Source organism: Xanthomonas sp. CFBP 8152 (assembly GCF_014199025.1).
GTDB lineage: Bacteria > Pseudomonadota > Gammaproteobacteria > Xanthomonadales > Xanthomonadaceae > Xanthomonas > Xanthomonas arboricola_B.
The window spans coordinates 220,157-246,630 of record NZ_JACHNO010000001.1; the positions used below are offsets into that span (position 1 = coordinate 220,157).

Annotated in this window: 28 protein-coding genes and 1 pseudogene; 17 read left to right on the top strand and 12 right to left on the bottom strand. The window is 67.0% G+C overall.

Annotated elements, in window-relative coordinates:
- Positions 1 to 8 precede the first annotated feature (8 nt).
- Positions 9 to 863, bottom strand: coding sequence for a flagellar motor stator protein MotA (gene motA, locus FHT09_RS01000; RefSeq protein ID WP_104536394.1), 855 nt, complete (start codon positions 861 to 863; stop codon positions 9 to 11).
- Between the two features lie 409 nt (positions 864 to 1,272).
- Complete coding sequence (msrB, locus tag FHT09_RS01005) at positions 1,273 to 1,737, bottom strand: peptide-methionine (R)-S-oxide reductase MsrB (RefSeq protein WP_104605975.1); 465 nt, start codon at positions 1,735 to 1,737, stop codon at positions 1,273 to 1,275.
- Positions 1,738 to 2,159: 422 nt separating this feature from the next.
- On the opposite strand from msrB, the gene FHT09_RS01010 reads away from it, so the two are divergent.
- Positions 2,160 to 2,591 (top strand): hypothetical protein, encoded by a 432-nt coding sequence (locus FHT09_RS01010; RefSeq protein WP_104605965.1) that lies wholly within the window; start codon positions 2,160 to 2,162, stop codon positions 2,589 to 2,591.
- Between the two features lie 47 nt (positions 2,592 to 2,638).
- Here FHT09_RS01010 and FHT09_RS01015 read toward each other — a convergent pair.
- Positions 2,639 to 3,051 (bottom strand): annotated as a pseudogene (locus FHT09_RS01015) (AsnC family transcriptional regulator).
- Between the two features lie 148 nt (positions 3,052 to 3,199).
- On the opposite strand from FHT09_RS01015, the gene FHT09_RS01020 reads away from it, so the two are divergent.
- A complete protein-coding gene (locus FHT09_RS01020; protein ID WP_184416817.1) occupies positions 3,200 to 4,489 on the top strand; it encodes a D-amino acid dehydrogenase in 1,290 nt (429 codons plus the stop codon).
- Positions 4,489 to 5,595 (top strand): alanine racemase, encoded by a 1,107-nt coding sequence (gene alr / locus FHT09_RS01025; protein WP_184416819.1) that lies wholly within the window; start codon positions 4,489 to 4,491, stop codon positions 5,593 to 5,595. Before FHT09_RS01020 ends, alr begins: the two co-directional genes overlap by 1 nt.
- Before the next feature lie 341 nt (positions 5,596 to 5,936).
- Here alr and FHT09_RS01030 read toward each other — a convergent pair whose 3' ends face one another.
- Entirely contained in the window at positions 5,937 to 6,512 is a 576-nt protein-coding gene (locus FHT09_RS01030) for a DUF3016 domain-containing protein (RefSeq protein ID WP_184416821.1), read from the bottom strand.
- Between the two features lie 249 nt (positions 6,513 to 6,761).
- On the opposite strand from FHT09_RS01030, the gene FHT09_RS01035 reads away from it, so the two are divergent.
- The 5 genes from FHT09_RS01035 to FHT09_RS01055 all read left to right on the top strand — a co-directional run bounded on the left by FHT09_RS01035 (position 6,762) and on the right by FHT09_RS01055 (position 11,477).
- Positions 6,762 to 7,208, top strand: coding sequence for a hypothetical protein (locus FHT09_RS01035; RefSeq protein WP_166774741.1), 447 nt, complete (start codon positions 6,762 to 6,764; stop codon positions 7,206 to 7,208).
- Positions 7,195 to 7,485, top strand: coding sequence for a hypothetical protein (locus FHT09_RS01040; RefSeq protein ID WP_104605963.1), 291 nt, complete (start codon positions 7,195 to 7,197; stop codon positions 7,483 to 7,485). The genes FHT09_RS01035 and FHT09_RS01040 overlap by 14 nt, the downstream gene beginning before the upstream one ends.
- 103 nt (positions 7,486 to 7,588) lie before the next feature.
- Positions 7,589 to 9,622: a PAS domain-containing sensor histidine kinase gene (locus FHT09_RS01045; RefSeq protein WP_104605962.1), complete on the top strand. Its 2,034-nt coding sequence runs from the start codon at positions 7,589 to 7,591 to the stop codon at positions 9,620 to 9,622.
- Positions 9,623 to 9,746: 124 nt separating this feature from the next.
- A complete protein-coding gene (locus tag FHT09_RS01050) occupies positions 9,747 to 10,055 on the top strand; it encodes a DUF3247 family protein (protein ID WP_104605961.1) in 309 nt (102 codons plus the stop codon).
- An 87-nt stretch (positions 10,056 to 10,142) separates the two neighbouring features.
- The gene (locus FHT09_RS01055) at positions 10,143 to 11,477 is read left to right on the top strand and encodes a sorbosone dehydrogenase family protein (RefSeq protein ID WP_104605960.1); all 1,335 of its coding nucleotides are present in this window, start codon (positions 10,143 to 10,145) and stop codon (positions 11,475 to 11,477) included.
- 108 nt (positions 11,478 to 11,585) lie between these two features.
- Here FHT09_RS01055 and FHT09_RS01060 read toward each other — a convergent pair whose 3' ends face one another.
- A complete protein-coding gene (locus tag FHT09_RS01060) occupies positions 11,586 to 11,846 on the bottom strand; it encodes a hypothetical protein (RefSeq protein ID WP_074052541.1) in 261 nt (86 codons plus the stop codon).
- A 192-nt stretch (positions 11,847 to 12,038) separates the two neighbouring features.
- Here FHT09_RS01060 and FHT09_RS01065 point away from each other — a divergent pair, with 192 nt between their 5' ends.
- Together FHT09_RS01065 and FHT09_RS01070 are read left to right on the top strand one after the other, a co-directional pair.
- The gene (locus FHT09_RS01065) at positions 12,039 to 13,106 is read left to right on the top strand and encodes a class I SAM-dependent methyltransferase (RefSeq protein ID WP_104536383.1); all 1,068 of its coding nucleotides are present in this window, start codon (positions 12,039 to 12,041) and stop codon (positions 13,104 to 13,106) included.
- Complete coding sequence (locus tag FHT09_RS01070; protein ID WP_104605959.1) at positions 13,103 to 13,831, top strand: pseudouridine synthase; 729 nt, start codon at positions 13,103 to 13,105, stop codon at positions 13,829 to 13,831. Before FHT09_RS01065 ends, FHT09_RS01070 begins: the two co-directional genes overlap by 4 nt.
- A 60-nt stretch (positions 13,832 to 13,891) precedes the next feature.
- On the opposite strand, the gene FHT09_RS01075 is transcribed toward FHT09_RS01070, so the two are convergent.
- The 6 genes from FHT09_RS01075 to FHT09_RS01100 all read right to left on the bottom strand — a co-directional run bounded on the left by FHT09_RS01075 (position 13,892) and on the right by FHT09_RS01100 (position 19,234).
- Positions 13,892 to 14,698, bottom strand: coding sequence for an SDR family oxidoreductase (locus FHT09_RS01075; RefSeq protein WP_104605973.1), 807 nt, complete (start codon positions 14,696 to 14,698; stop codon positions 13,892 to 13,894).
- Between the two features lie 187 nt (positions 14,699 to 14,885).
- A complete protein-coding gene (locus FHT09_RS01080) occupies positions 14,886 to 15,446 on the bottom strand; it encodes a DUF1415 domain-containing protein (protein ID WP_016903456.1) in 561 nt (186 codons plus the stop codon).
- Positions 15,447 to 15,592: 146 nt separating this feature from the next.
- A complete protein-coding gene (locus tag FHT09_RS01085; protein WP_104605958.1) occupies positions 15,593 to 16,420 on the bottom strand; it encodes an alpha/beta fold hydrolase in 828 nt (275 codons plus the stop codon).
- On the bottom strand, positions 16,407 to 18,146 hold the full coding sequence (locus tag FHT09_RS01090; RefSeq protein ID WP_104605957.1) for an ATP-binding protein: 1,740 nt from the start codon (positions 18,144 to 18,146) through the stop codon (positions 16,407 to 16,409). The genes FHT09_RS01085 and FHT09_RS01090 overlap by 14 nt, the downstream gene beginning before the upstream one ends.
- Complete coding sequence (locus tag FHT09_RS01095) at positions 18,139 to 18,615, bottom strand: hypothetical protein (protein WP_104605956.1); 477 nt, start codon at positions 18,613 to 18,615, stop codon at positions 18,139 to 18,141. The genes FHT09_RS01090 and FHT09_RS01095 overlap by 8 nt, the downstream gene beginning before the upstream one ends.
- A gap of 133 nt (positions 18,616 to 18,748) precedes the next feature.
- On the bottom strand, positions 18,749 to 19,234 hold the full coding sequence (locus tag FHT09_RS01100; RefSeq protein WP_016903460.1) for a YajQ family cyclic di-GMP-binding protein: 486 nt from the start codon (positions 19,232 to 19,234) through the stop codon (positions 18,749 to 18,751).
- 106 nt (positions 19,235 to 19,340) lie between these two features.
- Between FHT09_RS01100 and FHT09_RS01105 the strand changes: the two genes are divergently transcribed.
- The 5 genes from FHT09_RS01105 to FHT09_RS01125 all read left to right on the top strand — a co-directional run bounded on the left by FHT09_RS01105 (position 19,341) and on the right by FHT09_RS01125 (position 23,761).
- Positions 19,341 to 20,237, top strand: a complete 897-nt coding sequence (locus FHT09_RS01105) for a DMT family transporter (RefSeq protein WP_104605955.1) — start codon at positions 19,341 to 19,343, stop codon at positions 20,235 to 20,237.
- Positions 20,238 to 20,398: 161 nt separating this feature from the next.
- Positions 20,399 to 21,406, top strand: a complete 1,008-nt coding sequence (locus tag FHT09_RS01110) for a methionine ABC transporter ATP-binding protein (RefSeq protein ID WP_104605954.1) — start codon at positions 20,399 to 20,401, stop codon at positions 21,404 to 21,406.
- Positions 21,403 to 22,098 carry a methionine ABC transporter permease gene (locus FHT09_RS01115; protein WP_104605953.1) on the top strand — a complete coding sequence of 232 codons (696 nt, stop codon included), beginning with the start codon at positions 21,403 to 21,405 and terminating at the stop codon, positions 22,096 to 22,098. Before FHT09_RS01110 ends, FHT09_RS01115 begins: the two co-directional genes overlap by 4 nt.
- A gap of 139 nt (positions 22,099 to 22,237) precedes the next feature.
- Positions 22,238 to 23,041, top strand: a complete 804-nt coding sequence (locus FHT09_RS01120; RefSeq protein ID WP_053045905.1) for a MetQ/NlpA family ABC transporter substrate-binding protein — start codon at positions 22,238 to 22,240, stop codon at positions 23,039 to 23,041.
- 162 nt (positions 23,042 to 23,203) lie between these two features.
- The gene (locus FHT09_RS01125; protein ID WP_104536378.1) at positions 23,204 to 23,761 is read left to right on the top strand and encodes a DUF1453 domain-containing protein; all 558 of its coding nucleotides are present in this window, start codon (positions 23,204 to 23,206) and stop codon (positions 23,759 to 23,761) included.
- A 239-nt stretch (positions 23,762 to 24,000) separates the two neighbouring features.
- Here the strand turns inward: FHT09_RS01125 and FHT09_RS01130 are convergent, their stop codons facing one another.
- The gene (locus FHT09_RS01130) at positions 24,001 to 24,672 is read right to left on the bottom strand and encodes an OmpW family outer membrane protein (RefSeq protein ID WP_016901022.1); all 672 of its coding nucleotides are present in this window, start codon (positions 24,670 to 24,672) and stop codon (positions 24,001 to 24,003) included.
- Positions 24,673 to 24,832: 160 nt separating this feature from the next.
- Here FHT09_RS01130 and FHT09_RS01135 point away from each other — a divergent pair, with 160 nt between their 5' ends.
- Together FHT09_RS01135 and FHT09_RS01140 are read left to right on the top strand one after the other, a co-directional pair.
- Positions 24,833 to 25,375, top strand: coding sequence for a DNA-deoxyinosine glycosylase (locus FHT09_RS01135; RefSeq protein WP_104536377.1), 543 nt, complete (start codon positions 24,833 to 24,835; stop codon positions 25,373 to 25,375).
- A gap of 229 nt (positions 25,376 to 25,604) precedes the next feature.
- On the top strand, positions 25,605 to 26,363 hold the full coding sequence (locus FHT09_RS01140; RefSeq protein ID WP_104605972.1) for a DUF2884 family protein: 759 nt from the start codon (positions 25,605 to 25,607) through the stop codon (positions 26,361 to 26,363).
- The last annotated feature ends 111 nt before the right edge of the window (positions 26,364 to 26,474 follow it).

The window sequence follows — 26,474 nt, forward strand, 5'->3', positions numbered from 1 at the left end:
CCGCGGTCCTACTTGATCGTCTTCAGGTGCGTTTCGAAATCCGCAAAGCTCGGACGCACGTTGGAGGGCAGCGTCTTGCGCGCGAACTCCAGCGCAATCTTCGGGTTGTAGCCACGCAGGCAGGCCAGCAGCGCGGTCTTGACCGCCTCGTACATGCGCCCGTCCTGATCGGCACGCGCTTCCATCGCTGCCGCCAGCGGCGCGACGAAGCCATAGGCCAGCAGGATGCCCAGGAAGGTGCCGACCAGGGCGGCGCCGACATGGTGGCCGATCTCCTCGATCGGCCCGCCGATCGCGCCCATGGTGATCACGATGCCGAGCACGGCCGCCACGATGCCGAAGCCGGGCAGGCCGTCGGATACCTTGCTCAATGCATGCGAGGGCGCCAGCGCTTCGTGGTGATGCTTTTCCAGCTCCAGCTCGAGCAGCGGCTCCAGCTCGTGCGGCTCGATGTTGCTGCCGATCATCAGGCGCAGGCAGTCGGTGATGAAGTCCAGCAGGTGATGGTCGGCGACCACCTTGGGGTAGTTGCCGAAGATGGTGCTGTCCTGCGGTTTTTCGACGTGATCTTCCAGCGCCATGAAACCGTCGCGGCGCGCCTTGTTGAGCAGCTCGTAGATCAGGCTCAGGGTGGCCTGGTAGTCGTCGGACTTGTACTGCGGTCCCTTGAACACACCCAGGATGCTGGCGAAGGTCTCCTTGACGATCTTGCCTGGCGTGCTGACCAGAAACGCACCGAACGCCGCGCCACCGATGATCATCAGCTCGTACGGCTGCCAGAGCGCGCCCAGCTTGCCATGCGACAGCACATAGCCGCCGAGGACGCTGACGATGACGACGATGAAGCCGATGATGATGAGCATGGCGCAGCCAGAAGCAAACTTAGGTTGCTGTTGTTTCGGCTTGCGCGGCGGATTCTTGAAGCGCACGGCGTGAAGGTGTGCGGTGTAACTGAACGACCGGCTCAGGCAGCAGATTTTTACGCGGGAGGTCCGCCGCAATGTCGCTGGTCGTGCCAGGTCGCGTCTGAACCGTTGCACCCTTGACCAACGGATTTCGCAGCCCGGCTGCGCCTGCCGCAAGCAGTCTCTGCAGTGCGCGTCATGATGCAGTTCGGCTCAGGTGAATCGTGCCGGGTTGCAATGGTGATCTGACGCCTGGTCGTCGCGGCCGCGTTGCGTCGGCAGCAAGGCGGCGCCTGCGAGCGCTCGCGCAAATATGGCGAGACGGCTCCGGCACGGAATCACTCCGAGCCGGAATACCCGTTTCGGCTCAGGCCGATTGTGCGTCGGCGCCTTCGCGTTGCAATGGGTTCGGCAGCGCCTGACCGTGTTCGGTAAAACCCAGCGAGACCGAGTTCAGGCAGTGGCGTTCGCCGGTCGGCGGCGGACCGTCGGGGAACACGTGGCCCAGGTGGCTGTCGCAGCGTGCGCAGACGATCTCTGTGCGGATCATGCCGTAGCTGATATCGCGGATTTCGCGCACGTGGGCGGCATCGTAGGGGGCGAAGAAGCTCGGCCAGCCGGTACCGGATTCGAACTTGGCGCTGGAGCGGAACAATGGCAACCCGCACAGGCGGCAGGTGTAGACGCCGTCGAGCTTGTTGTCCAGGAACACCCCGCAGAACGGCGCTTCGGTGCCATGGTGCAGCAGCACGCGCTGTTCCTCGTCGCTGAGCCCGGCGATCAGGGCATCGCGTTGGGCGGGGGAGGGAGGGGTCAGATCGAACTGGCTCATGGGGTTCTCGCATGCGCGCGCTGGCAGGGTGCCGCGCCTGCATCCGTGATGTGGGCGTTGTCGGCGTGGTTCAAGCGTGCGGGGAGCAAGCCCCTCTCCCGCCGGGGCGCCACGGCATAGCTTGCGCGCCACTGGCGCGTGCCTTGGTGCACCTGCGCCGCTGGCGCAGGCCGGGGCGCGGAGCGGGGGTTGGGGTGAGGGTACGGCAGCGAAGCCATGACGCAGTACGGATTGCCAGGCTTCGCACGCACCCTCATCCGGCGCTGCCGGCGCTGCGCGCCACCCTCTCCCTATGGGAGAAGTGCCTTTCGCGCCGCACGCATCCGGCGAACGCATTCAGGTCATAGCCGACTCGATGCATTGCCGCAGCACGCCGGCGCCCCCATCCAATGCGTACTCCTCGATCAAGCACGGTGTCCGTCATGGCGATCCCTTCTTCACTGCGCAGCCTGCTGCTGTGTGGCCTGTTGGCTGCCGCCGGCGCTGCGGCGGCGCAATCGGCCACCAGCACGCGCTCGTCCAATACGCTGCAGCCGATCACCACCCCGACGCCCGCCCGGCCCACGCTGACGGCACCGCGCGCAGTGCAGCCCGCGCCGGCCGCAGCTCCGGTGCCCTCGCAGCTGGGCCAGCGCCCGTCCGCGCCCACAATCCCGACCCGTGGCCCGGCACAGACGCCGGTGGCCCCGGCCGGCAGCCAGGTTGCGCCGGCCAGCGCGCCGATGGTCTACGACCGCAATGGCCGCTTGCTGCAGGGTATGCAGCCGGCCGGTGCAAACCGGGTGCTGGACACCAAGACCGGGCGCTATTACGACGCAGTCCCGGCCGGCGACGGCATGCGTGTGGTGCGCTGACCCATGCCGTTACCAATCCGCAATCCCCACCCCCCGAATCCCAAATCTCAGCCCTCGATCGGCAGCGCCAGGGTCTCCTTGACCTCTTCCATCACGATGTAGCTCTTGGATTCGCGCACATGTGGCATGGTCAGCAAGGTGCTGCCGAGCAGCTTGCGATAAGCACGTTGGGCAACTTGAGCGCGGCGCGCCGGAACTCCTCGAAGATGTCGCCGGACTTGTAGGCCAGGCTGATCTCCACAAACACCAGCAGGCTGGCCTTGAGATAGTGCGGGTCCAGCCGCGCGTAGTAGCCGGTGATGGCGCCATCGCGCTCCAGCCGGCGCACGCGCTCGGTGCAGGGAGTGGTCGACAGGCCCACCCGCTCGCCCAGTTCGGTAAAGGAAATCCGCCCCTCCTGCTGCAGGATGCGCAGGATCTTGCGGTCGATCTTGTCCAGCTCGCGGGTGCGGGTCGTCATTGGGTCTGTTTCCACAGGATTTGACAGGAGGATTCACTGCCAAGGTGCACTGATTCCAGAAATGGCACTGCCTGGCTCGCAATATACTGCGTCTAACTGTCCCCCTCGGCGCCTGGTTGTGGGGGAATGCCCTTTTCAGGAGAACGACATGCGGGTGCTCATTCTCGGTAGCGGCGTCATCGGCACCGCCACGGCCTGGTATCTGGCGCAGGCCGGTTGCGAGGTCACCGTGGTCGACCGGCAACCGGCGGCGGCGCTGGAAACCAGCTACGCCAACGCCGGCCAGCTGTCGTTCGGCTACACCTCGCCGTGGGCTGCGCCCGGTGTACCCGGCAAGGCGGTGAAGTGGCTGTTCGAGCAGCATGCACCGCTGTCGATCCGGCCCACCCGCGATCTGCGTCAGCTGGCCTGGCTCAGCCAGATGCTGCGCAACTGCACTGCCGAGCGCTATGCGGTGAACAAGGCGCGCATGGTGCGCATGTCCGACTACAGCCGCGATTGCCTGAATGCATTGCGTGCCAGCACCGGCATCGAGTTCGAGGGCCGCCAGCTCGGCACCACCCAGCTGTTTCGCACCCAGCAGCAGCTGGATGCCGCCGCGCAGGACATCGAGGTGCTGGCCCAATACGGCGTGCCCTACGAACTGCTGACCCCGGCGCAGATCGCCCAGTTCGAACCGGGGCTGGCCGGTGGTGGCGCGCAGATGGCCGGTGCCTTGCGCCTGCCCGAAGATCAGACCGGCGACTGCCGGCTGTTCACCCAACGCCTGGCCGAGCTGGCCGCGCAGGCCGGGGTGGAGTTCCGCTACGGGCAGCAGATCGAGCACCTGCAGCATCAAGGCGGGCGCGTCACCGGCGTGCAGATCGATGGCCGCATCGAAACCGCCGACCGCTACGTGCTGGCGCTGGGCAGCTACTCGGCCGACCTGCTGCTCTCGCTCGGCCTGCATCTGCCGGTGTATCCGCTCAAGGGCTACTCGCTGACCATTCCGATCGTGGATGCACAGCGCGCGCCGACCTCCACGGTGCTGGACGAGAGCTACAAGATCGCGCTGACCCGCTTCGACGACCGTATCCGCGTTGGCGGCATGGCCGAAGTGGCCGGCTTCGACCTGTCGTTGAATCCGCGCCGCCGCGCCACGCTGGAGATGGTGGTCAACGACCTGTTCCCCGGCGCCGGCGATCTGGCCCGGGCCGAGTTCTGGACCGGTCTGCGCCCGGCCACGCCGGACGGTACGCCGGTGGTCGGTGCCACGCCGTATGCCAACCTGTTCCTCAATACCGGCCACGGCACCCTGGGCTGGACCATGGCCTGCGGCTCGGGCCGCTATCTGGCCGACCTGATGCAGGGCCGTACGCCCGACATCGACAGCGAAGGCCTGGACATCTTCCGTTACCTGTCGCCACGCAGCGCCCGCGCGCAGCAGGAGGCCGCGTAGTGCGTCCTGCGCAAGCGTTGATCGACCTGGATGCATTGCGTCACAACTACCGCCTGGCCAAGCGCCTGGGCGGCAGCAAGGCCCTGGCGGTGGTCAAGGCCGATGCCTACGGCCACGGCGCGGTGCGCTGCGCGCAGGCGCTGGACGGCGAGGCCGACGGCTTTGCGGTGGCCTGTATCGAAGAGGCGCTGGAGCTGCGTCAGGCCGGCATCCGCGCGCCGATCCTGCTGCTGGAAGGGTTCTTCGAGCACGACGAACTGCGCCTGATTGCCGAGCATGATCTGTGGACGGTGGTGGCCACGCCGCAGCAGGTGCGCGCGCTGGCCGAGTTCCAGAGCCCGCGTCCGTTGCGGGTATGGCTGAAGCTGGACAGCGGCATGCACCGGCTGGGTCTGTCGCCGGAAGATTTTCGTGCGGCGTGGTTGCGCCTGCGCGGGCTGCCGCAGATCGCCTCGCTGGTGCTGATGACCCACCTGGCGCGCGCCGATGAGCTGGAGTGCAGCCGCACCGACGAGCAGGCGGTGGCGTTCGCGCTCACCGCAGGCGGCATGCGTGCGGAAACCAGCCTGCGCAATTCGCCCGGCCTGCTCGGCTGGCCGGCGTTGCGCAACGATTGGTCGCGTCCGGGGCTGATGCTGTACGGCGCAAACCCGTTTGCGCAGGACACCGACACCACCGCGCAACTGCGCCCGGTGATGACGCTGCGCTCGCGCATCATCTCCGTGCGCGAGCTGCCGGCCGGCGAACCGGTGGGGTATGGCGCCCGCTTCGTCGCCGAGCGTCCGACCCGCGTGGGCGTGGTGGCGATGGGTTATGCCGACGGCTATCCGCAGTTTGCCCCCAACGGCACGCCGGTGCTGGTGGATGGACAGGTCTGCCCGTTGATCGGTCGGGTGTCGATGGACATGCTGACCGTGGATCTCACTGAGCACCCGCAGGCCGACATCGGTTCCAGCGTGCAGCTCTGGGGCGATACGCCGCGCGTCAGTCCGCTGGCAACGCAGTGCAATGTCAGCGCCTATCAACTGCTGTGCGGACTCAAGCGCGTGCCGCGCGCGTATGTGGGTGAGGCGGCAGTGGGCGAGGGGCACCGAAGGGGCGGATGAGGGTAGGTGCGAAGCCACATGCACTTGGAATCACACGTAGGCTTCGCCCCGTGCCCTCACTTCAACCCCCACTCTGCGCCCCGGCCCGCCAGCAGCGCGGGCACTCCAAGGCACGCGCGCCAGTGGCGCACAGGCAGTGCCTTATCGCCCCGCCGGGAGAGGGGCTCGAAACGGTCGCCGTCCGCCGGAAGTGCGCTGGCAACTCGTATAGCGCTTGTTAACCCTCATGGCATTGCGGATGCGTGATCACCTTGCGCGCCTGCAAATAAAAACGGCGCGTCGCCACGCGCCGTTGTCACACAAAACCGAGTTGCTTTTCTGGCGCCGTCAGCACCAACCAATCACAGCCCGGCGGTAGTCCGATCGCCGCGGAACTGCTTGCGCACCCAGTCGTCGATCATCGCCTTCTCGAAGCGCAATGGGTCGCTGTCGGTCAGGCGCGGTCCGCTCATCAGAAAGGCCGAGTCCACCAGCTTGCGTTCGCCCTGGTCGATCACCTGGCCATCGGCGCCGGTCAGCGTGTAGGTGAAGCTCAGGCGCGGCGGGTAGATGTCCTTGACGACGCGCACGTCCTGCATGCGCGGCCCGTGCCAGGGCTCATATTGGCCGGCGCGGCGGATGTCGGTGATGGTCACGCTCAAGCGCTGGCCGTCGGGGAGCTTGCGCGCGGCGCTGTGCTGGAAATAGGTCGCCAGCTGGGTCACCCAGTCGCCGCGCTGCGCTTCCCAGCGATTGCCGCTGAAGCGCACTTCGGAGAACTGTGCCGGGTCTGTCCAGCGCACATCGACCTTGCCGTCGCCGGTCAGCGCGCGCGGCGCCTGCGGGTCGGTGACGTTGCGTACGCGTGCCTGCGCGCCGGTTGCCGCGAGCAGTCCTGCCAGCAACAGGCTGGCGCCGTAAAGGCTGGAACGTTTCATGGAAGGTCTCCAGGCGGAGGGTGCCGGAAGCACCGGGCGTACCTGCAGTGTGGGGGCGTGTCCGGTCCCCGGCAACGCTTGCCGCGCAAGGACTGGCAGATCCATTGATACCCGGTTAATCCGCAGCGGTGGCGCCATGACGGCGGGTTCACTGCGCCTGCGCCTGCGCTTCACGGTGTAGCCGGGAAGATCGCCGGCATGGACACCCATTCTTATCGCACAAAGTCAGCTTCTTCGGCGCCGGCACACATGCCGGCGGACGTGCGCCTGCAGTTCATCGACTGGGCCAAGCAGCACGGCCATAACCCCGCTACCGGGGCAGCCGCCTTCGTTGCCCTGCAAAGCGATGTGGATCTGGATCTGGCGACGCGCACGCTACGCCTGGAGCCGGGCGCCTCACCACGCGAGACCTTGCGCGAGCATCTGGCCGCGTTGGCGCGCCAAGGCGATGTGGCGGTGCAGTTCCCACCGGTTTACGCCTACACCGCGGCCAACGGACTCGAGTATCGCTACTCGTTGATGCTGGTGATCGCCGAGGATTGCGTCGAGTGGACCGGGCGGGTCTGGCAGGATCTGGATTACCAGGGGATGCTCACCGGCCGAGGCCAGGGCCCGCGCGCCAACTACACACAACTGGCGCGGATGGCGCTGGAACACGAGCTTGACCAGGAGCGCCCCCGTTATGTCCAGGCATGAACTCGAATTGCAGCTGCCACTGGGCGCGCAGATCGCCAGCGGCGAGGACGGCTTCAGTGAGCGCTGCCGTAGCGAATGCACCAAGTTGGGCCTGTCGCGGGTGCGACTGCTGTTGCTGGATGCCGAATACGCGCGTTCCACGGCTTGGCGCGAAGAGGCGCAGCGCTGGATGGACGAGCAGCTGCGCCGCGAGGGCGAGTGGGTATTTCGTGGCGTGATCGCCGGGATCGTGGTGCTGGCGGCGTGTATCGCACTATGCGCGGCATTGCTGTGGTGAACGCGGGCACCGGTGGCGCGAGCGAACCGCGTCGGCTGGCCGTGCACCCGCTGACGACACCTGGCGTGGTTTCATCTGCTCGTCATCCGCCCTGGCATCACCCCTGGACCCCGATTTGAGCACCTCGACCACCAGCCCCGATCTGGCCACCAGCCTCCCGGCAGCACTCGCCGAGCCCCTCCTCGATCCGGGGATGTACCACGAGATCTTCCATAATCTGGACGCGGGCTTTTGCGTCATCGATCTGGTGTTCGATGGCGAGCAGGCCGTCGATTATGTGATCCGCATGACCAACGGCGCATTCGAGCGCTACACCGGCCTGTCCAATGTATTGAATGTGTCCATTCGCGGCATGCTGGCCGATCACGAACAGGAATGGTTCGACCGTTACGGCTACGTCGCCCGCACCGGCAACCGGATTCACTTCGAAATGCAGGCCAAGGCGCTGCGCCGCTGGTATTCGGTCGATGCCTTCCGGGTGGGGCAACCGGAGCAGGCGCGGGTGGCGGTGCTATTCATGGACATCACCGAGCGCAAGCGGGTGGAGCGCGAACTGGCCGAGAGCGAGGCGCGTTTCAGCGCCCTGGCCGACGGCCTGCCGATGCCGGTCTGGGTGCTGGACGCACAAGGCGTGGTGCGTTTCGTCAACAGTGCCTATGGCGAATTTTTCGGTATCGACATTTCCAGCGGCACGGTGTCGGCCTGGAGCGAGTTGCTGCATCCGGAGGATCTGTCCATCTTCCAGTTCGAACTCGCCACGGCATTGGAAGAGCAGCGCGGCCTGCACGCCCTGGTGCGCGCGCGTCGCCACGACGGGCAGTGGCGCTGGATCGAGATGACCGCCACGCCGCGCTACTCGGCCGACGGGCGTTTCATCGGCTTGGCCGGCAGCAGCCCGGATGTGACTGAACAGCGCGAGATCGAACTGGCACGCGAGCAACTGCTCGAATCCGAGCGCAGCGCGCGCAACGAAGCCGAGAGCATGGCGCGGCTGAAGGACGAGTTCCTGGCCACCTTGTCGCACGAGTTGCGCACGCCGTTGACCACCATCCTGGGCTGGAGCGAGCTGTTGCTGCAGCGGGTCGAAGAAGGCCATCCCAACTACAAGGGCCTGTCGGTGATCGCCAGCAGCGCCCGTGCGCAGAAGCGGCTGATCTCGGACATGCTTGATCTCAGCAGCATGTTGCTGGGCAAGGTGCAGCTGGAGGTCGAATCGCTGGATCTGGCCGAACAGGTGCGCGAGGCCTTGAACACCCAGGAGCTGGCCGCCGAGGGCAAGGACCAGGTGCTGAAGATGCATGCCCCGTCCACGCCATGTCTGGTGCTCGGCGATGCCACGCGGCTGCAGCAGGTGCTCTGGAACCTGCTGTCCAATGCCATCAAGTTCACTCCGGCTCATGGCCGCATCGACGTCACCATCGAGCGCGACGATGGCCACCTGCTGGTGTCGGTACGCGATTCGGGCGACGGCATCGCAGCGGAATTCCTGCCGCATCTGTTCGGCCGGTTCCGTCAGGCCGATGGAACGACCACGCGTCAGCATGGCGGCCTCGGCCTGGGCCTTGCGATCGTGCAGCAACTGGTGGAGATGCATGGCGGCCAGGTCAGCGCCACTAGCGGCGGTCGCGGCAAGGGCGCCACGTTCACCGTACGCCTGCCCGAGCACATTCCCGATCAGGCCAGGCGTCCGCGGCGCGAGCTGCGCCGGCGGCTGATGTCCGAGCAGATCATCGAAGCGCGTGCGCTCAACGGCTTGCGCTTGCTGGCGGTGGAAGACCAGCCGGACATGCTCGATTACCTGCGCCGTCTGCTGGAAGAGCAGGGCGCCGAAGTGGTCACCGCCGGCAGCGCCACCGACGCGCTGGCGCTGATCGATCATCGCGGCCACGCGCGCTTCGATCTGATGCTGACCGACATCGGCATGCCGGGCATGGATGGCTACGGGCTGATCCGCACCGTGCGCGACAACATGGGACTGGACGCGGCGGCCCTGCCGGCCGTGGCGGTGACCGCACTTGCACGTGACGACGATCGCAAGCGCGCGCTGGACTCCGGCTTCCAGGAGCATCTGGCCAAGCCCTACAGCGTTGCCCAACTGGTCACTGCGGTACGCGCCGCGCGCGAATCGGTGGAGTGAGGCCAAAGGCGGCGATGTCGCGCCGCTGCGTCGTCAGACCCGCTGCCAAGCGAAAGAGGCTGTTTGCTGCCTCTTTCACAGCGTGTGGCCTAGCGTGGTGCGTTCCCTCGATAGAGATGACGCCATGTCCAGATACGCCCCGCATGTCTATTCGGAACAGGTGCAGATCGCCACGCTCGAACATTGGGTATCACTGCTCGGTGGCCAGGAGCGCGTCCGCGTCGAGCTCGACGACGGCAGCATGATCAGCGGCACCGTCGCCGTGCGTCCGAGCATCCAGACCTATCTGGACGACCAGCAGCGCGAAGGACTCAACGGCCAGTTGCGCATCGACCGGCTCGATCCCGCGCAGGAGCCGCACTGGATCTGGATGGATCGCATCGTGGCAGTGCACCCCCTGCCGTTGGGCCCTGATCCGCAAGTTGCGCCCTGAGCCACCCATTGACGATGTGTTTACTTCTCGTCATGGCGTTGGCGGCATGATGGCCGATTGTCGTAACTGTTCAGGATTGATCGCGCAATGAATGCTCCCGCGTTGAAGCTCGCCCGCTGGCCGCTGTCGTTATTGACCGTCGCCATCCTCGCCGCCTGCGGCGATACCGCCACGCTTGCCATCGAACAGGGGACCGGGCCGAACCCGCAATTGCCCGAGCCGGTCAAACGCCTGATCCCCACCGTCAAGGTGGCGCCGGTCAAGCGCTGGACCGAAAACGCCAAGCCGATCGCCGCCGACGACCTGCAGGTCGCCGCGTTTGCGCGCGATCTGGATCACCCGCGCTGGGTCTATGTGCTGCCGAACGGTGACGTGCTGGTGGCCGAGACCGCCGAGTCGCCCAAACCGGAAGAGGCCGAAGGCGGCGGCATCCGCAAGAAGGTGCAGGGCGCAATGATGAGCAAGGCCGGCGCCGTGGTACCCAGTGCCAACCGCATCACCTTGCTGCGCGATGCCGATGGCGACGGCGTGGCCGAAGTGCGCACCCAGTTCATCAGCGGCCTGTTTTCCCCGTTCGGCATGGCGTTGATCGGTGATCGTTTCTACGTCGCCAATGCCGATGCGCTGGTGAGCTTTCCGTACAAGCCGGGCGAGACGCATATCACCGCCAAACCGACCTTCGTGGCCAATCTGCCCGGCGGCTTGAATCACCACTGGACCAAGTCGCTGCTGGCCAGTGCCGATGGCAGCAAGCTGTACGTTGGCGTCGGTTCCAACAGCAATGTGGCCGAAAACGGCATGGAGGCCGAACTCAACCGCGCCGCGATCCTGGAGGTCGACCCGGCCACCGGCAGCAGCCGGGTGTTCGCCAGCGGCCTGCGCAATCCGGTCGGCACCGCCTGGGAGCCGCAGAGCAAGTCGCTGTGGGTGGTGGTCAACGAGCGCGACGAGATCGGCAGCGATCTGGTGCCCGACTACCTGACCTCGGTGCGCGACGGCGGGTTTTATGGGTGGCCCTACAGCTACTACGGCCAGCATGTGGACGAGCGGGTCACACCGCAAAACCCCGAACTGGTGGCCAAGTCGATCAGGCCCGATTACGCCTTGGGCCCACATACCGCCTCGCTGGGTCTGAGCTTTGCCAGCGGGACCTTGCTGCCGGAGCGCTTCCGGCAGGGCGCCTTCATCGGCCAGCATGGCTCGTGGAATCGCGATCCGCCCAGTGGCTACAAGGTGCTATTCGTGCCGTTTGTCGACGGCAGACCCAGCGGCACGCCGATCACCGTGCTGGACGGTTTTCTGGACGCCGAAGGCAATGCGCAGGGGCGCCCTGTGGGCGTGAGCTCCGACAATACCGGGGCACTGCTGGTGGCCGACGATGTCGGCAATGTGATCTGGCGCGTGACACCCAAGACGCGTTGATCCTGACGACGCGCTGGCCCGGGCGTTCAAACAAAAAAACCGGGCCCAGGCCCGGTTTTTGATGTGCGTGCCGCGGTCATGCGCGGCATCACGCCAATGCGTTTACGCTCAGCGCGGCGGTTCCGGCGACGCGCTGAAACGCCGCGCATAGCCGCGTTCTTCGGTGATCCGGCTGATGTCGTCATCGGCCATTTCCGGCGCGCCATAGACTGCATACGCCACGCTGCCATCCTCGCGCTCGCCGACCTGGTGCAGGCGATAACGCGGCCGGCCGGCGCCGGTGTTTTCGGGATAATGCATCGGCGGCGGGGTGTCATCCAGATCCATTTCGCTGTTGTCGACCACTCCACCTACGAACAGGGCTCGCATCGCGTCTCTCCGGTATTGGTGTGATTCCAGCCTAGGCGGGCGGATGTTGCGTGCGCATCAATAGTCCGTATAGACATTGAAAGGGCGGCCGTCCGCAGGTCACGCAATGGACCGCTTACCCAAGCGGGCGCCAGGGCGGGCGGCAGGCGCCGCTCCCTTACAATGGCCGCCTGTTCCCGACCCGATGATCCGATGGCTGGCCCGCACGATGCCCCGCTTCAAGCTCTGTTTCTGCCCTTTGCCCAGGGCGTGCTGCCATGGCCCAGCGGCCCGGTGCTGTTCCTGCGCGCGCGCGACGGGTTCCCGCTGCGCGAGCATGCGGCCGCCGACGCACTGACCTGCGAGCAGAGCTTTCGCCCTTTCGCCGAGGCGCTGGAGCGCAATGGCTGGAGCGTGCGCGACGAGAGCGAGATCGAATCCGACAGCACCCGTTATGCCTTGGTGCTGGTGCTGCCACCGCGGCAACGCGAGGAAGCGCGTGCCTTGTTCGCGCGTGCGGTTGCGCTGGCCGCACCGGGCGGCCGTGTGGTGGCCTGCCAGTCCAACAACGAGGGTGCGCGCTCGGGCGAGGCGGATCTGCGTCAGCTCACCGGTCTGGCCGGCAGCCTGACCAAGCACCACTGCCGCACCTACTGGAGCGCGCCGCTGCCTGCCGACACCGATGCGGCGCTGCAGGCGCGCTGGGCCGCGCTGGATGCGCCGCGCACGATTCTGGACGGGCGCTTCGTCAGCCGCCCCGGTGTGTTCGCCTGGGACCGCATCGATCCTGCCTCTGCGCTGCTGGTCGAGCATCTGCCGAGCACGCTGGCCGGACACGGCGCCGATCTGGGCGCGGGCTTCGGCTATCTGTCGGCCGAGGTGCTGGCGCGTTGCCCCAAGGTCACCGGACTGGATCTGTACGAGGCCGAGGCGCGCGCGCTGACCCTGGCACAGCGCAATCTGCAGGCCGTCGCGCACCCGGCGCAGCTGCAGTACCACTGGCGCGACGTCACCGCCGGCCTGGTGGCGCAGTACGATTTCATCGTCAGCAACCCGCCGTTCCACACGCCCTCGCGTGCCGATCGCCCGGATATCGGTCAGCGCTTCATCGCCGTGGCCGCGCAGGCCCTGCGCCCAGGTGGACAGCTGCTGTTGGTCGCCAACCGGCATCTGCCCTACGAGTACGTGCTCAACGAAAGCTTCGGACAGGTGCGCGTGGCTGCCGAACGCGATGGTTTCAAGCTGATTTCCGCCATCCGCGGCCGCGGAGCGCGCGCATGAAGCTGGTCAAGCACATCGCCAACCTCGGCTACGGCAGCCGCAAGCAGGTGACCCAGCTGTTTCGCCAGGGCGCGGTCACCGACGCCGCAGGCGAGGTGCTGTATGCCGACGACCAGGTGGAGCACGATGCGATCCGTATCGATGGCGAACCGCTGGATCCACCACCGGGTTTCAGCCTGTTGCTGCACAAGCCCGGTGGCTACACCTGCTCGACCAAGGACACCGGCCGGCTGATCTACGAACTGCTGCCGCCGCGTTTCCGTTCGCGCGCACCGGTGCTGGCGCCGGTGGGGCGGCTGGATCGCGAGACCAGCGGCATGTTGCTGATGACCGACGACGGCGCGCTGCTGCATCGGATCATTTCGCCCAAGTCGGCGCTGGACAAGGTCTACGACGTCACCCTCGCCGACGATCTGCGTGGCGACGAAGCGGCGCTGTTTGCCAGCGGCACCCTGTTGCTGGACGGCGAAACCAAGCCGCTGCTGCCGGCCGAACTGGAAGCGCGCGGCCCACGCCAGGCGCGCCTGACCTTGCACGAAGGCCGCTATCACCAGGTGCGGCGCATGTTTGCCGCCGCCGGCAATCACGTGGTGGCCTTGCACCGCAGCCGCATCGGTGGGTTGTCGCTGGACGGTCTGCCGCCCGGGCAATGGCGCGCGCTGGCGGCGGGGGACCTTGCGGTGTTGTTCGGCCGCAGCGCGCAGGCCTTATCGGCGTTGCGTTGATTGCGCATGCGGCGATCGCCGCGTGCGCGATCTGCTGCAAGCCACCTGCGCTGTAATCGTTCAGACGTACTGCATCTTGCGCGACATGCCGCCATCGACGATGAAGTCCTGCCCGGTCACAAAGCCGGACAGCTGCGGCGACAGCAGATAGACCGCCAGTTGCGCGATGTCTTCCGGCGTGCCGACCCGCCCGGCCGGATGCTGGGCATGATCGCGCCGCGAGAGCTTGGGTGTGCGCCGACGCTGCGGTGCGCGCCAGGCATCGGTGCTGATCCAGCCCGGGCTGATACTGTTGACGCGCACTTGCGGGCCTTCGCTCAGCGCCAAGGCGTGGGTGAAGGCCACCAGCCCGCCCTTTGCGGCGGCATAGGCTTCGCTATGCGGCTCCGATTGCCAGGCGCGGGTGGAGGCGATGTTGACGATCGCGCCGCCGCCCTGGGCCTGCGCCAATGCGGGCAAGGCCTGCTTGCTGCACAGGAAAGCGCCATGCAGGCTGGCCAGCCGTCGATTCCACTCGTCCCAGTCCAGTTGCGGCAATGGCGGCACATGCGGATCGGCCACGCCGGCGTTGTTGACCAGGCCATCCAGGCGCCCAAAGCGTGTAAGCGCGGTGGCGATCAGGCGCGCTGCCTGGGCCGGGCGCGCGGCATCGCAACGCACGAAGGCACTGCGTCGCGGCAATGCCCACTCCTGCAGGCAGGCCTTGCCGGCATCGGCATCCAGGTCGCCGATCACCACGCTGCCGCCGGCGCCCATCACTGCCTGCGCGATGCCACGGCCGATGCCTTGGGCGCCGCCGGTGATCACCACCACGCGGTCCTGCAACGGGGAGGGACTCCATGCGGAGACGGCGGGGGTCAGGGGCATCGGGCGCACCATGGCAGTGAAGTCGCGCGCACTGTAACGCGGGCGCCGTGGTGGCCGTAGCAACGGGGTCGCTGCGTGCGAAGCACGCAGATTGATGCCTTGTCCGCAGTCATCGCGCCATGCCGAGTCGCTGCGCGCCGGCATCGTTGCGCGTTTCAGGCACGCGCCGCAGCACGCGATGCAGCGGTCAGTGCTGCGATGCGCTCAACAACCGCTCCCAGCCGTCCTGGCCCAGGCGTTCCAGCGTCTGGATATTGCGTTCGACGATCACGTCCGGGTCCGGAAATGCGGCCACCGCACGCTCCACGCTGTCTTCGCGCAGCAGGTGCAAGGTGGGATAGGGCGAGCGGTTGGTGAAGTTGGCCACGTCATCCACCGCCGCGCCTGCGAACTGATAGTCCGGATGGAAGCTGGCCACCTGCAACACGCCGCCCAGATCCAGCGCTTCCACCGCCGCATCGGCGTTGTCGAGGAAGTCGTTGTAGTCCAGGAAATCGGTGAGCACGTCCGGATGCACGATCAAGGTGGTGTCGATCTGCTCGGCCGGCGTGTCGCGCAGCAACACCAGTTCTTCGGCCAGTTGTTCGAGCAGCGCTTCGGGCGTGCTGGCATCGCTGAGCACCAGCCGCACCTGCTCCTTGACGTAGACCGCCTTGGCGAACGGACACAGATTCAGGCCGATCACCGCGCGCTCGATCCACTGGCGGGTGGCGGTCAACGGGTCGAGCGTGGCAGGCGTGGTCGTCATCGTGGCGGCGGCGTGATGGTGGGCCAGTGTATGCGATCGCTGCCGGCGCGGCCGCCTGTGCCGATGTGGCGCAGCGCGGAACAGGCCCTGCCGAAAAACTGAGTGCGTTCGGGAAGAAACCACAGCAGTTGCGGCTCTCGTGCAGCCTAGGCGTCATCCGCGTGCGCATCTGCGCCGACATGCAGACACAGAAACGCACTCGATGCCTTTGCAACCTCTTCGGCGTGCGCGGTCTTGTGCGGCGAGCCGATCGCATGCGCGCCGGTGTCGAAGGCCATCGCGCAGGTGTGCTCCGGCGCGGTGCCGAGCGCAGCGAACATCGCCAGCATCGCCGGCACCGAGGCGGTTGGATCCTGCTCGCCGCTGGCAGCGCGGTAATAGCCCAGAAACACCGGGCATTGCACGCGTGGCCAAGGCGGATCGGCGGCAACCGCGTCGAACAGGCTGCGCAGCGCGCGGAATCCATCCGGGTGGATGGTGCTGGACCAGAACGCCAGCGACGCGGCGGTGCGCGGGCGCGGGTCGGTCAAGGGCGTTTGCGCGGCGCAGACCTGATCCAGCAGCGCCGGGTCGGCCGGCCGGATGCCCGGTGACCAGGCGATTACCGCAGCCACCGCGTCGGGACGTTGCGCCGCAAGCCACAGGCCCAGCGTGGCGCCCATGGACGAACCGACGATCGCCACGCGCGCGCCCATGCGCTGCGCCTGCGCCAGGGCATCCATTGCCGAGGCCTGCAACATCGCCGGCGTCAGCCCCTGCATCGCATCGGCGGCGCTGCGGCCATGCCCGGGCCAACGGTGCACGTACAGGTTGGCAGCCAGCGCGTCGGCCATCTGCTCGGGCAGTTCGCCGGCTTCTCCCGGGCTGGCGGTGAACCCATGCAGGTACAGCAGCGCCAGCGGCGTGCGCGTCTGCGCGGCGGTGTGCCAGTGCCGGCGTGCCGCGTTGCCCGGTTTCAGGTCAGCCGGTTGCATGGGTGGCATGCGCGGCGAGGATGGCCAGCAATTCGTGCGCGTTGATCGGTTTGGACAGATAGCCGGCCACGCCGGCAGCGGTGGCTTCGCGCATGGAATCGGTGCGGGTGTCGGCGGTCAGCACGATGATCGGCGGCAGGGCGGCGATCGCCGCGCGCGCCTCGCCCAGCGCGTCCCAGCCCGAGGTGCCGGGCATGTGCAGGTCGAGAAACACCAGGTCCGGCTCCGCCTCGCGGATGCGCTGCACCGCGTTGCTGCCATCGCTGTGAAAGCTCACCCGATGCCCGGCGCGGGTGAGCAGATTGCCGATCACCAGCCGATTGGTGTCCATGTCCTCGAACACCAGGCAATGCAGCGGCGGCACCGTCGCGGCGTGCTGTTGCAGGGCCTCGCGCAGTTCCGGGGGCCGGTAGCCTTGCGCCGCGGCAGCGGTCAGTTCGAAGGTCCAGCGAAAGACGCTGCCGCCGCCGGGGTTGTCGCGCACGCTCAGGCTGCCGCCCATCGCATCGGACACCGACAGCGCAATGAACAGGCCCAGGCCGACTCCGCCTTCGGCGCGGCTGAAACCGGTGCTGAGCTGGGTGAAGGGGGTGAAGATGTAGGCCTTCTGGGCGTCGGGAATGCCGATGCCGGTATCGGTCACGGTCACCGCGATCGCCCAGCGCTGCTGCACCGGCGTGGCGGTCATCAGCACGTCGACCGCGCCACCGGCCGGGGTGAACTTGATCGCATTGATGACCAGATTGGTGATGACCTGTTCGATACGCCCCTCGTCGCCGATGACGTCAGGCGCCGGCGCCGCATCGCTGCGCAACTCCAGCGCCACCCCCTTGGTCGACGCTGCACTCGCGCACACCGCTTTGACCGTGCCCAGCACGTCGAGCAGGCTCAGCGGCTTGCTGTGCAGCTGCAGGCGGCCACCGTCGATGCTGGCCACGTCGATCACTTCGTTCACGCGATGCCGCAGCGCGATCGCATTGACCGTCATTGCCTGCATCAGCTCGCGCTGTTGCGCCGACAAGGTGTCGCTGTCGATCAGCTGCGCGCAGTTGATGACCGCGTTCAACGGCGTACGCAGCTCGTGGTTCATGGTGCTGATGAAGCGGCTCTGCGCATCGCGCGAGGCCAGCGCCTGCAAGGCGATCTCCTGCATCGCACTGACGATGCGCGCCACCAGCAGCGGCAGCACCACGCTCAGTGCCACCGCATACACGAAGTACGCAGGCCGCGACAGCCAGTAGCCGGCCGGCGCGGTCAGCAGCATCAACACGAAGGTGCTGAGCAGCACCGGCAGCGTCGCCTTCTGCCCGTAGCGCGCCACCGCGGCGATGGTGATGAAGGGCAGGAAGGCATTCAGCGACATCAGCAGGATGAAGGCCAGATAGGTCTGGATGCCGATGAACAGCAGGTTCATCGCAAATCCGAGCGCATCCAGCCATTCGCCCGGCGGGATGATCCTGCGTCGCACCAGCACCATCCAGATCACCGCCACCACCCACAGCGTCGCCGCGGTGGGGAAGACTGCCTGCGCATCCTTGACCAGCACCGGCTGCGGCCCGTACAGCCAGCCGAAGCACCACAGGGCCACGATGGTCTGCACGATCACCCGGCCGACGCAGGCGCGGTATTCCAGGAACGATTCGAACAGCCGCACCAGTCGGTCATTGCGCAGCTGCCGGGCGGCCAGAATCAGGCCGGGCGCTGCACGGTTGGATCCACTACGCATGGGGGGCGGTGTCGTCGTTGGGGAGGGTGCGCCGGTAATTCTTGACCAGCAGGCCGGCCGCGGTTGCAGTCGCGGTGTAGCGCTGCGCAAGCGCGGACCCGGGTTCGTCGCCGTCGACATCGTTGCGCAGCTGGTCGCAGGCGTTCAGCAGTTCGCCAGAGCCGGTCAGCGAGATCGTGTTCTTGAGCGAATGGATCTGCTCCATTGCCTGCGCCCGGGTGGTGCCGGCCTGGCCGAGGGTGCAGCTGGCAATGGAGTGCTGCACTTCCGCCGCGAAGGCATCGGCGAGCGCTGCAGCCGCCACCGGGTCCAGCCCGGCCAGCGTGTGCAGCGTCGAGCCGGTTTCGATGCGTGGCTGTGCATGCGCCACGGCGCCCGCCGTCCCGGCAGCGGGCGGCGCCTGGGGCGATGTTTCCGGGCGCGCGCGTTGCAGCAAGCTGGGGAACAAGCTGGAGAACAGGCCGCGCATCCGCGCTTCAGATCCGTAACGCGTCGGCGCGACCGTCACCGATGCCCGGGTGTCGGATGGCCGGCACGCCGCGCTGCGCGGCCCGCCTGCCCAGCGCGGCAGGACAAGGCGTCATGTATGCCACCAGGCGCACTCAGTCGCGGAAGTTGTCGAACTGCAGCGGCAGCTCGAAATCGGCCTTCTTCAACAGCGCCATCGCGTCCTGCAGATCGTCGCGCTTCTTGCCGCTCACGCGCAGCTTGTCGCCATTGATCTGCGCTTCGACCTTGAGCTTGGCTTCCTTCAGCTTGGCGACCAGCTGCTTGGCCTGTTTCTGCTCGATCCCCTGTTTGACGGTGACCTTCTGGCGTGCACCGGCCAAGTTGGTTTCCATGTCGCCGAACTCCAGGCAACGCACGTCGATACCGCGTGCCAGCAGGCGTGCGCGCAGGATGTCGGTCATCTGCTTGACCTGGAAATCGCTGGGCGCGGACTGGTTGATCGCCTTGCCGTCTTCCAGCTCGAACCTGGCCTCGACCCCCTTGAAATCGAAGCGGGTATCCAGCTCGCGATTGGCCTGGTCCACTGCATTGGTCAGTTCGTGCTTGTCGACTTCGGACACCACGTCGAAGGAAGGCATGCAAAGCTCCTGCTCTGTATAAACAGCCGCCATTCTAGGGCATCGCGTCATCGCCCCTGTCGACACACGGTTGGCAGTCTGCGCGCAAGCGCAGCGATAATGGTCCATGCCTACCACCCGCTCTCCGCTTCCCGCCATTGCCTGGATGGTGGCCGCCGTGGCCTGCTTCTCGCTGATGGACGCGGCGATGAAGCTGCTGTCGGCGCATTACCCGCCGCTGCAGGTCACCTTGCTGCGGGGCGCCGCCTCGCTGCCGTTCGTGCTGGTGTGGGTATTTGCCACCGCCGGCCCGCGCTCGATCGTGCCGGTGCGCTGGGGCCTGCACCTGCTGCGCGGGGCGCTGGGCATGGTGATGATCGGCTGCTTCGTCTACGGCCTGAAGCGCATGCCGCTGTCGACCGCCTACACGCTGTATTTCGTCGCTCCGTTGCTGGTGGCGGCGCTGTCGGTGCCATTGTTGGGCGAGCATGTGGGCCCGCGGCGCTGGACCGCGATCGGCATCGGCCTGATCGGGGTGATCGTGGTGTTGCGCCCGGGCGTGGACGGGCTGGTCTCGCTGCCCGGGCTGATGGTGCTGCTGGCGGCGACCGCCTATGCCATCGCCGCCATCAGCGTGAGCCTGCTGACCCGCACCGACACCCCGCAGGCGATGGTGGTGTGGTTCCTGCTGTTCATGGCGGTCGGCGCCGGCCTGCTGGCCATTCCCGATTGGGTGCCGTTGCGGGGCGAGCACGCCTGGCTGATCGCCGGCATGGGCCTGGCCGGCGCGCTGGGGCAGATCGCGCTGACCCAGGCCTTCCTGCGCGGCGAGGCCTCGATGATCGCGCCGCTGGAATACACCGGCCTGGTCTGGGCGATCGGCTGGGACTGGCTGCTGTGGCAGACCCTGCCCGACAGCTGGACCTGGACCGGCGCCGGCATCATCGTCGCCAGCGGGCTGTATCTGCTGCGCCGGGAGCGGATTCGCCAGGGGGATCTGCCGATGTCGCTGGATAAGCCGTGATTGGGGATTCGGGATTTGGGATTCGCCAGAGCAACGGCAAGGCGCTTTGGCTGTGACGAATCCCCAATCCCGACTCCCGAATCCCTAACTTAGAACTCAATGGAATATCGTCCGCAAACATTGACTGGTAGGCTTCACGGCCCCCCAATCGGCCACGCGCGGTGATCCAGTTTCAGCGCCTGCACAAGTCTTATTCCGTTGACGGTCGCCAGATCGTGGCGCTGCATCCACTCGATCTGCGGATCGGCCCCGGCGAGGTGTTCGGCATCATCGGCCACTCCGGTGCCGGCAAATCGACGCTGATCCGGCTGATCAACCGGCTGGAAGAACCCAGCGGCGGGCGGCTGCTGATCGGCGGCGAGGACGTCACCGCGCTGGACAGCCAGGGCCTGCGCGCGCTGCGCCGGCGTGTCGGGATGATCTTCCAGCACTTCAACCTGCTGTCCTCGCGCACCGTGGCCGGCAACGTGGCGTTTCCGCTGGAACTGGCCGGCACCCCGCGCGCCGAGGTCGATGCGCGCGTGGCCGAGCTGCTGGCGCGGGTCGGGCTGGAGCAGCATGCCAGCAAGTATCCGGCACAGTTGTCCGGCGGGCAGAAGCAGCGCGTGGGCATTGCGCGCGCGCTGGCCACCCGGCCGCAGATCCTGCTGTGCGACGAGGCCACCAGCGCCCTGGACCCGCAAACCACCGCCTCGGTGCTGCAGCTGCTGGCGCAGATCAACCGCGAGCTGGGCCTTACCATCGTGCTGATCACCCACGAGATGGACGTGATCCGCCGCGTCTGCGACCGCGTCGCGGTGCTGGATGCCGGCAAGCTGGTGGAAACCGGCCCGGTGACCGAGGTGTTCCTGCACCCGCAGCACGCCACCACCCGGCGTTTCGTGTCCGAGGCCGAGCACGTGGACGAAGCCGAACTGCATCGCGACTTCGCTGCGGTGGGCGGGCGCATCGTGCGGCTGACCTTCCTGGGTAACGGCACCTACGAACCGGTGCTGGGCCGTATCGCCCGCGAGACCGGGGTGGACTACAACATCCTGTCCGGGCGCGTGGACCGCATCAAGGACACCCCGTATGGCCAGCTCATCGTCGCGCTGACCGGCGGCGACCATAACGCGGCACGCGCCGGCTTCGTCGCCGCCGGCGTGCAAGTGGAGGATCTGCGCGTATGACTCTGTCGATCGCCGCGACAAGCGGGTTTTTCCGCAATCTGGACGCCGCCAAGTGGGGCGACATCGGCCAGGCCACGCTCGATACCTTGCTGATGCTGGCCGGTGCGCTGCCGTTGACGCTGCTGATCGGCCTGCCGCTGGGCGTGGCGCTGTTTCTGTGCGGTGCGCCGCAGCTGCGCCGCCGCCCGGTGCTGTACGGCGCGCTCGCGGCACTGATCAACCTGCTGCGCTCGGTGCCCTTCATCATCCTGATGATCGCGATGATTCCGCTCACGTTGATGCTGATGGGCACCTCGCTGGGCGTGCGCGGCGCGATCCTGCCGCTGGTGGTCGGCGCCGCACCGTTCTACGCACGGCTGGTGGAAACCGCCTTGCGCGAAGTGGACCGTGGAATCATCGAAGCCAGCCAGGCGATGGGCGCCACCACCCGCCAGCTGGTGGTGCGCGTGCTGCTGCCCGAAGCGCGCCCGGGCCTGATCGCCGGCGCCACCGTGACCACCATCGCGCTGATCGGTTTCACCGCGATGGGCGGTGCGATCGGCTCCGGCGGGCTGGGCGATGTCGCGTACCGCGAGGGCTATCTGCGCTCGCATTCGGATGTCGCGCTGATCACCGTGATCGCCCTGCTGGTGCTGGTGCAGCTGCTGCAGATGCTGGGCGACCGGCTGGTGGCGCGCTACAGCCGGCGCTGAGGTCGATCGGGACCGCGTGTCGCCGTGGCGCGCACAGGGCCATGCAAGAAACACGGGCCTGCCGATCGCCGCTACACCCGCGGTCTGCTAGGTTTAGCGCTTGCGGCAGTGCCGCATTCCTCCTCCCACGGACCCCCACATGAGCACATTCGCGTTTCGTTCCCTCCTGGCTGCGGCCACGCTGGCCCTGGCCTCCTGTGGCGGTAGCGGTGGCAGCAGCGGCGGCGACACGCTGACGGTGGCCGCCACCGCGGTGCCGCATGCCGAGATCCTAGAGGTGGTCGAACCGCTGCTGGCCAAGCAGGGCGTCAAGCTGGACGTGCGCGTGTTCAACGACTACGTGCAGCCCAACGACCAGGTCGTGCAGAAGCAGATCGACGTCAATTACTTTCAGACCGAGCCGTATCTGGACGCTTACAACCGCGACCGCAAGAGCCAGCTGGTGACCGTGATCGGCGTGCATATCGAGCCGTTCGGCGCCTACTCGCGCCGGTTCAAGGCATTGGCCGAGCTGCCCAACGGCGCCGATGTGGTGATTCCCAACGACCCGAGCAACAACAGCCGCGCGCTGATCCTGCTCGACAAGGCGGGCGTGATCAAACTCAAGGATCCCAGCAACGCCCTGTCCAGCCAGCGCGATATCGTCGAAAACCCCAAGCAGCTGAAGTTCCGCGAGCTCGACTCGGCGATGCTGCCGCGCGTGCTCGACCAGGTCGATCTGGCGCTGATCAACACCAACTACGCACTCGACGCCGGCCTCAATCCGACCCGCGACGCCCTGGCGATCGAAAGCAAGGACTCGCCATACGTGAACTTCCTGGTGGCGCGCCCGGACAACAAGGACGATCCGCGCGTGCAGAAGCTGGCCAAGGCCTTGACCAGCCCGGAAGTGAAGGCGTTTATCGAGCAGAAGTACAAAGGCGCAGTGTTGCCGGCGTTCTAAGGGCGCCTGACAACACCACTGCGCTCACCGCAAGGCGCGCGAGCGGTGCTCGGCATCGGCGTGTACGACGCCGATACGCCGGTGACTGCACAACCTCCCACGCCACCTGACGCCCGATCGCCACGGGCTGTGCTGCCACCCTTCGCCGCCATCGAGCATCCGATGCCACTTCTCCTTGCCATACCGCTGGCCGTGATCATCGCCCTGGCGGTGTTCGCGGTGCTGTTGCCGTTGTCGCTGGTGCAGCGCTTTCGCGTCGGCACCGCGCGGCGGCAGGCACGCGGCTGGCTGTTGATGATCAATCTGGTCTCGGCCGGGCTTTCCACCGTGTTGTTCGTGATCTTCGTGTTGATCGCCGCCGCGTTCTGGCCCGGCGCGATCAGCCATGCCGCCTTCGGCTGGGCCTGCGGGCTGGCGCTGGGGCTGCTGGCACTGCGTCTGACCCGCTTCGAGCGCACCCAGCAGGGGCTGTTCTACCGGCCCAACCTGTGGCTGGTGCTGGCCTTGACCGCGCTGGTGGTGGTACGCGTGATCGCCGGCATGGTGCAGGGGTGGCGCAGCACCTGGCAGGGGGTGGCCTGGCCCACGGAAGGGTGGCTCAGTCACGCCAGCCTGTTGGGCGCGGCCGGCGTATTGCTCGGCTATGCGCTCGCCTATGCCACCTTGCTGTGGTGGCGCTGGCGCAGCGCGCGCCTGCGCGGCAGCGTCTACTGGCGCTGAGCCCGCGCTTGTACATCAGCGAATGTCGATGCTTCACTGTCACCCGCATCACCCGCACTCGCACCGGTATGCAATGGGCACGGGCGCGGGCGGGCCACCCAGCACACGCAGCGCTCTCTCACAGATCGCGCGCGAGATTCGGTGCTCCGAAGTGGATGCGGCGCCACGATTTCAGCGCATAAAAAAACGGGCCTTGCGGCCCGTTTTCTGTTCGACTGGAACGTCGCTTGCCGGCGTGCTTAGAAGCGCGCGCCGACGCCGAAGCCGACGGTCCACGGATCCAGTTCCAGCTCGCTGCCGGTGCCCTGGCCGCCCACGCGCAGTTCCGGGCGCGAACGCATGTAGCGGGCGTCGGCACGTGCGAACCAGGTGGAGTTGATGTTCATGTCCACGCCGACGGTGCCGATGACACCCTTGGCGGTGTCCAGGCCCACGTGCTGGCCGGTGGCCGACGCCGCGTCGATCTTCTCGTTGCTGAAGTTCGACTCGTAGTAGCCCACGCCCACGAACGGACGGAACACGTTATCGGCCTGGCCGAAGTGGTACTGGCCGCTGATGGCGATCGGCTGCTGCTCGACGGTGCCGATCTTGCCCACGCCATCGGCGTTGACACGGTGGTTGAACTTGTCGGCAGCGCCCCACAGCTCAACGGCCCAGTTGTCGTTGATGTAGTAGCTGGCGCTCAGCGTCGGTGCCGGGCCGCCGTCGACGTCCAGGCCCGGAGCCGGGTCGTTCTTCGGCTTGATCAGAGCAACACCGCCGACCACTGCCCAATGCTTTCCGGAAGCGCTATCAGCGCTGGTGGAAGCCGAGGAGGTGTCGCCGGTGTAGGTGGTGTCTTGTGCAAATGCCGACGGCGCAAACGCAAGTGCGGATACGGCAGCCAGGCTCAGGATGGAAATGGCACGCATTGGGGGTCTCCTCAGTGTTCTTGTTAGGCCCGTGGAGTGGGCCGCGCCAAAGCTATTCCTGAAAATCTGAATCCACGCCCACCCGTGGCTCGCTAAAATTTCGTTTGTTCAGCAACTTTCCGGAGAAGGCCGTGGCTGCAACAGGCAAGCTGAAAAAGACATTCACGCAGATGCGATCGCCGTGACGAAAACCGACCTGTTGCAGGGCCTTCCAGCGCACATTCCTAACGAGTGCCGTGTCCTCGTGCTTGGCTCGATGCCGGGCAACACCTCGTTGCATGTGGCGATGTACTACGCCCATCCGCGCAACCGTTTCTGGCCGCTGATGCAGGAACTGCTGGGCATCGATGCCGGGTTGGCGTATCCGGCGCGCCTGCAGGCGCTGGCCGGCTGCAGGGTCGGCCTGTGGGATGTGATCGGCCAATGCGAGCGGCGCGGCAGCCTGGACACCGCCATCGTCGCCAGCAGCATCGTGGTCAACCCGCTGGCGGCACAGCTGGCAACGCTGCCGCAGCTGCGCGCTGTCGCCTGCAACGGTGCGGCCGCCGCGCAGGCATGGCGCCGCCATGTGCAGCCGCTGCTGCCGCTCGCACTGCACACGGTGCCGGTGTGGGCGTTGCCGTCCACCAGCCCGGCCAATGCAGCGTGGTCGCTGCCACGGCTGCGCGCGGCCTGGCAGCCGCTGCGCGACGCGCTGGATTAGCGACGCTGGATCGCCGCGACCAATCGATGATCGAAGACGTCAGCGAATGGCGGCGTGCGAGCGATGTGCCTGCGTCGTGGCGGAGTTGGCCGACACCTGTCACCACTGCAGCGCCGGCCGTGTTGGTCAGGGTCCAGCCACTGGCCGGAAGTCATGCCAGCGTCCGGCACGGGCAAGTGCCGCTCTCGTGCAGGCATGCTGCAGCCAACGCATCAACGGAAGCGACCAGATGGCGATCAAGCACGCACTACCGATGGCAGCGGGCCTGCTGCTGGGCCTGCTGGTTGCCGTACCGGCCGCCAGCGCCGACGATCTGCACTGCAACGTCAGCAGCGACTACGACCTCACGCTCAACCCGCGCAGCGTGATCCTGATCCGCGCGTCGGGTACGCCGCAGCGGCTGGTGATGCGCCAGGGCGCGTTGTTCGTCGACGACCGCTGGGTCGCGGTGAGCGCGCACGATCGCGCCCGGTTGATCCAGTTCGAGCGGCAGACCCGCGAGGTGGTGCCGCTGGCGCAGGAGGTCGGTCGGGAAGCGGCCGATATCGCCGTCACCGCGCTGGGCGAGGTGGCGGCCGGCTTGAGCCGCAGTCCCGAGGCCACGCGCGTGCAACTGGCGGCCGTGCGCGAAAAGATCGACACGCGCCTGAAGCAGAGCTTCGGTAAGCACCAGCTCACCTCGATCGATATCGATGACGACATCGGCGCGATGGTGGCCGAACTGCTGCCGCAGCTGATCGGCGATGTCGTCGCCGGCGCGGTGCAGTCGGCACTGACCGGAAACGATCTGCAGCTGCGGTCGCTGGAGGGGGTGGAAACGCGCATCGAGCGCCTGATCGAGCCGCAGGCGCGTGCGCTGCGGCCACGCGCGCAAGACCTGTGTGCGCGGGTCGAAGCGCTCGACGGCTTGGACAATGCGCTGGCGTATCGTTTGCCCTCGGGCGAGCCACTGCAACTGTTGCGGGTCGATCGACGCGCGTCGAAATGATCCGGCGCATGCACCGGCGAACGCTGCATCCCGTCCGGTGCGCGATTTTTTCCACGGCAATGGTTGGCGCTGCGGCCCGCAGCCGGCCACAATAGGGGTTTCCCCATTCTG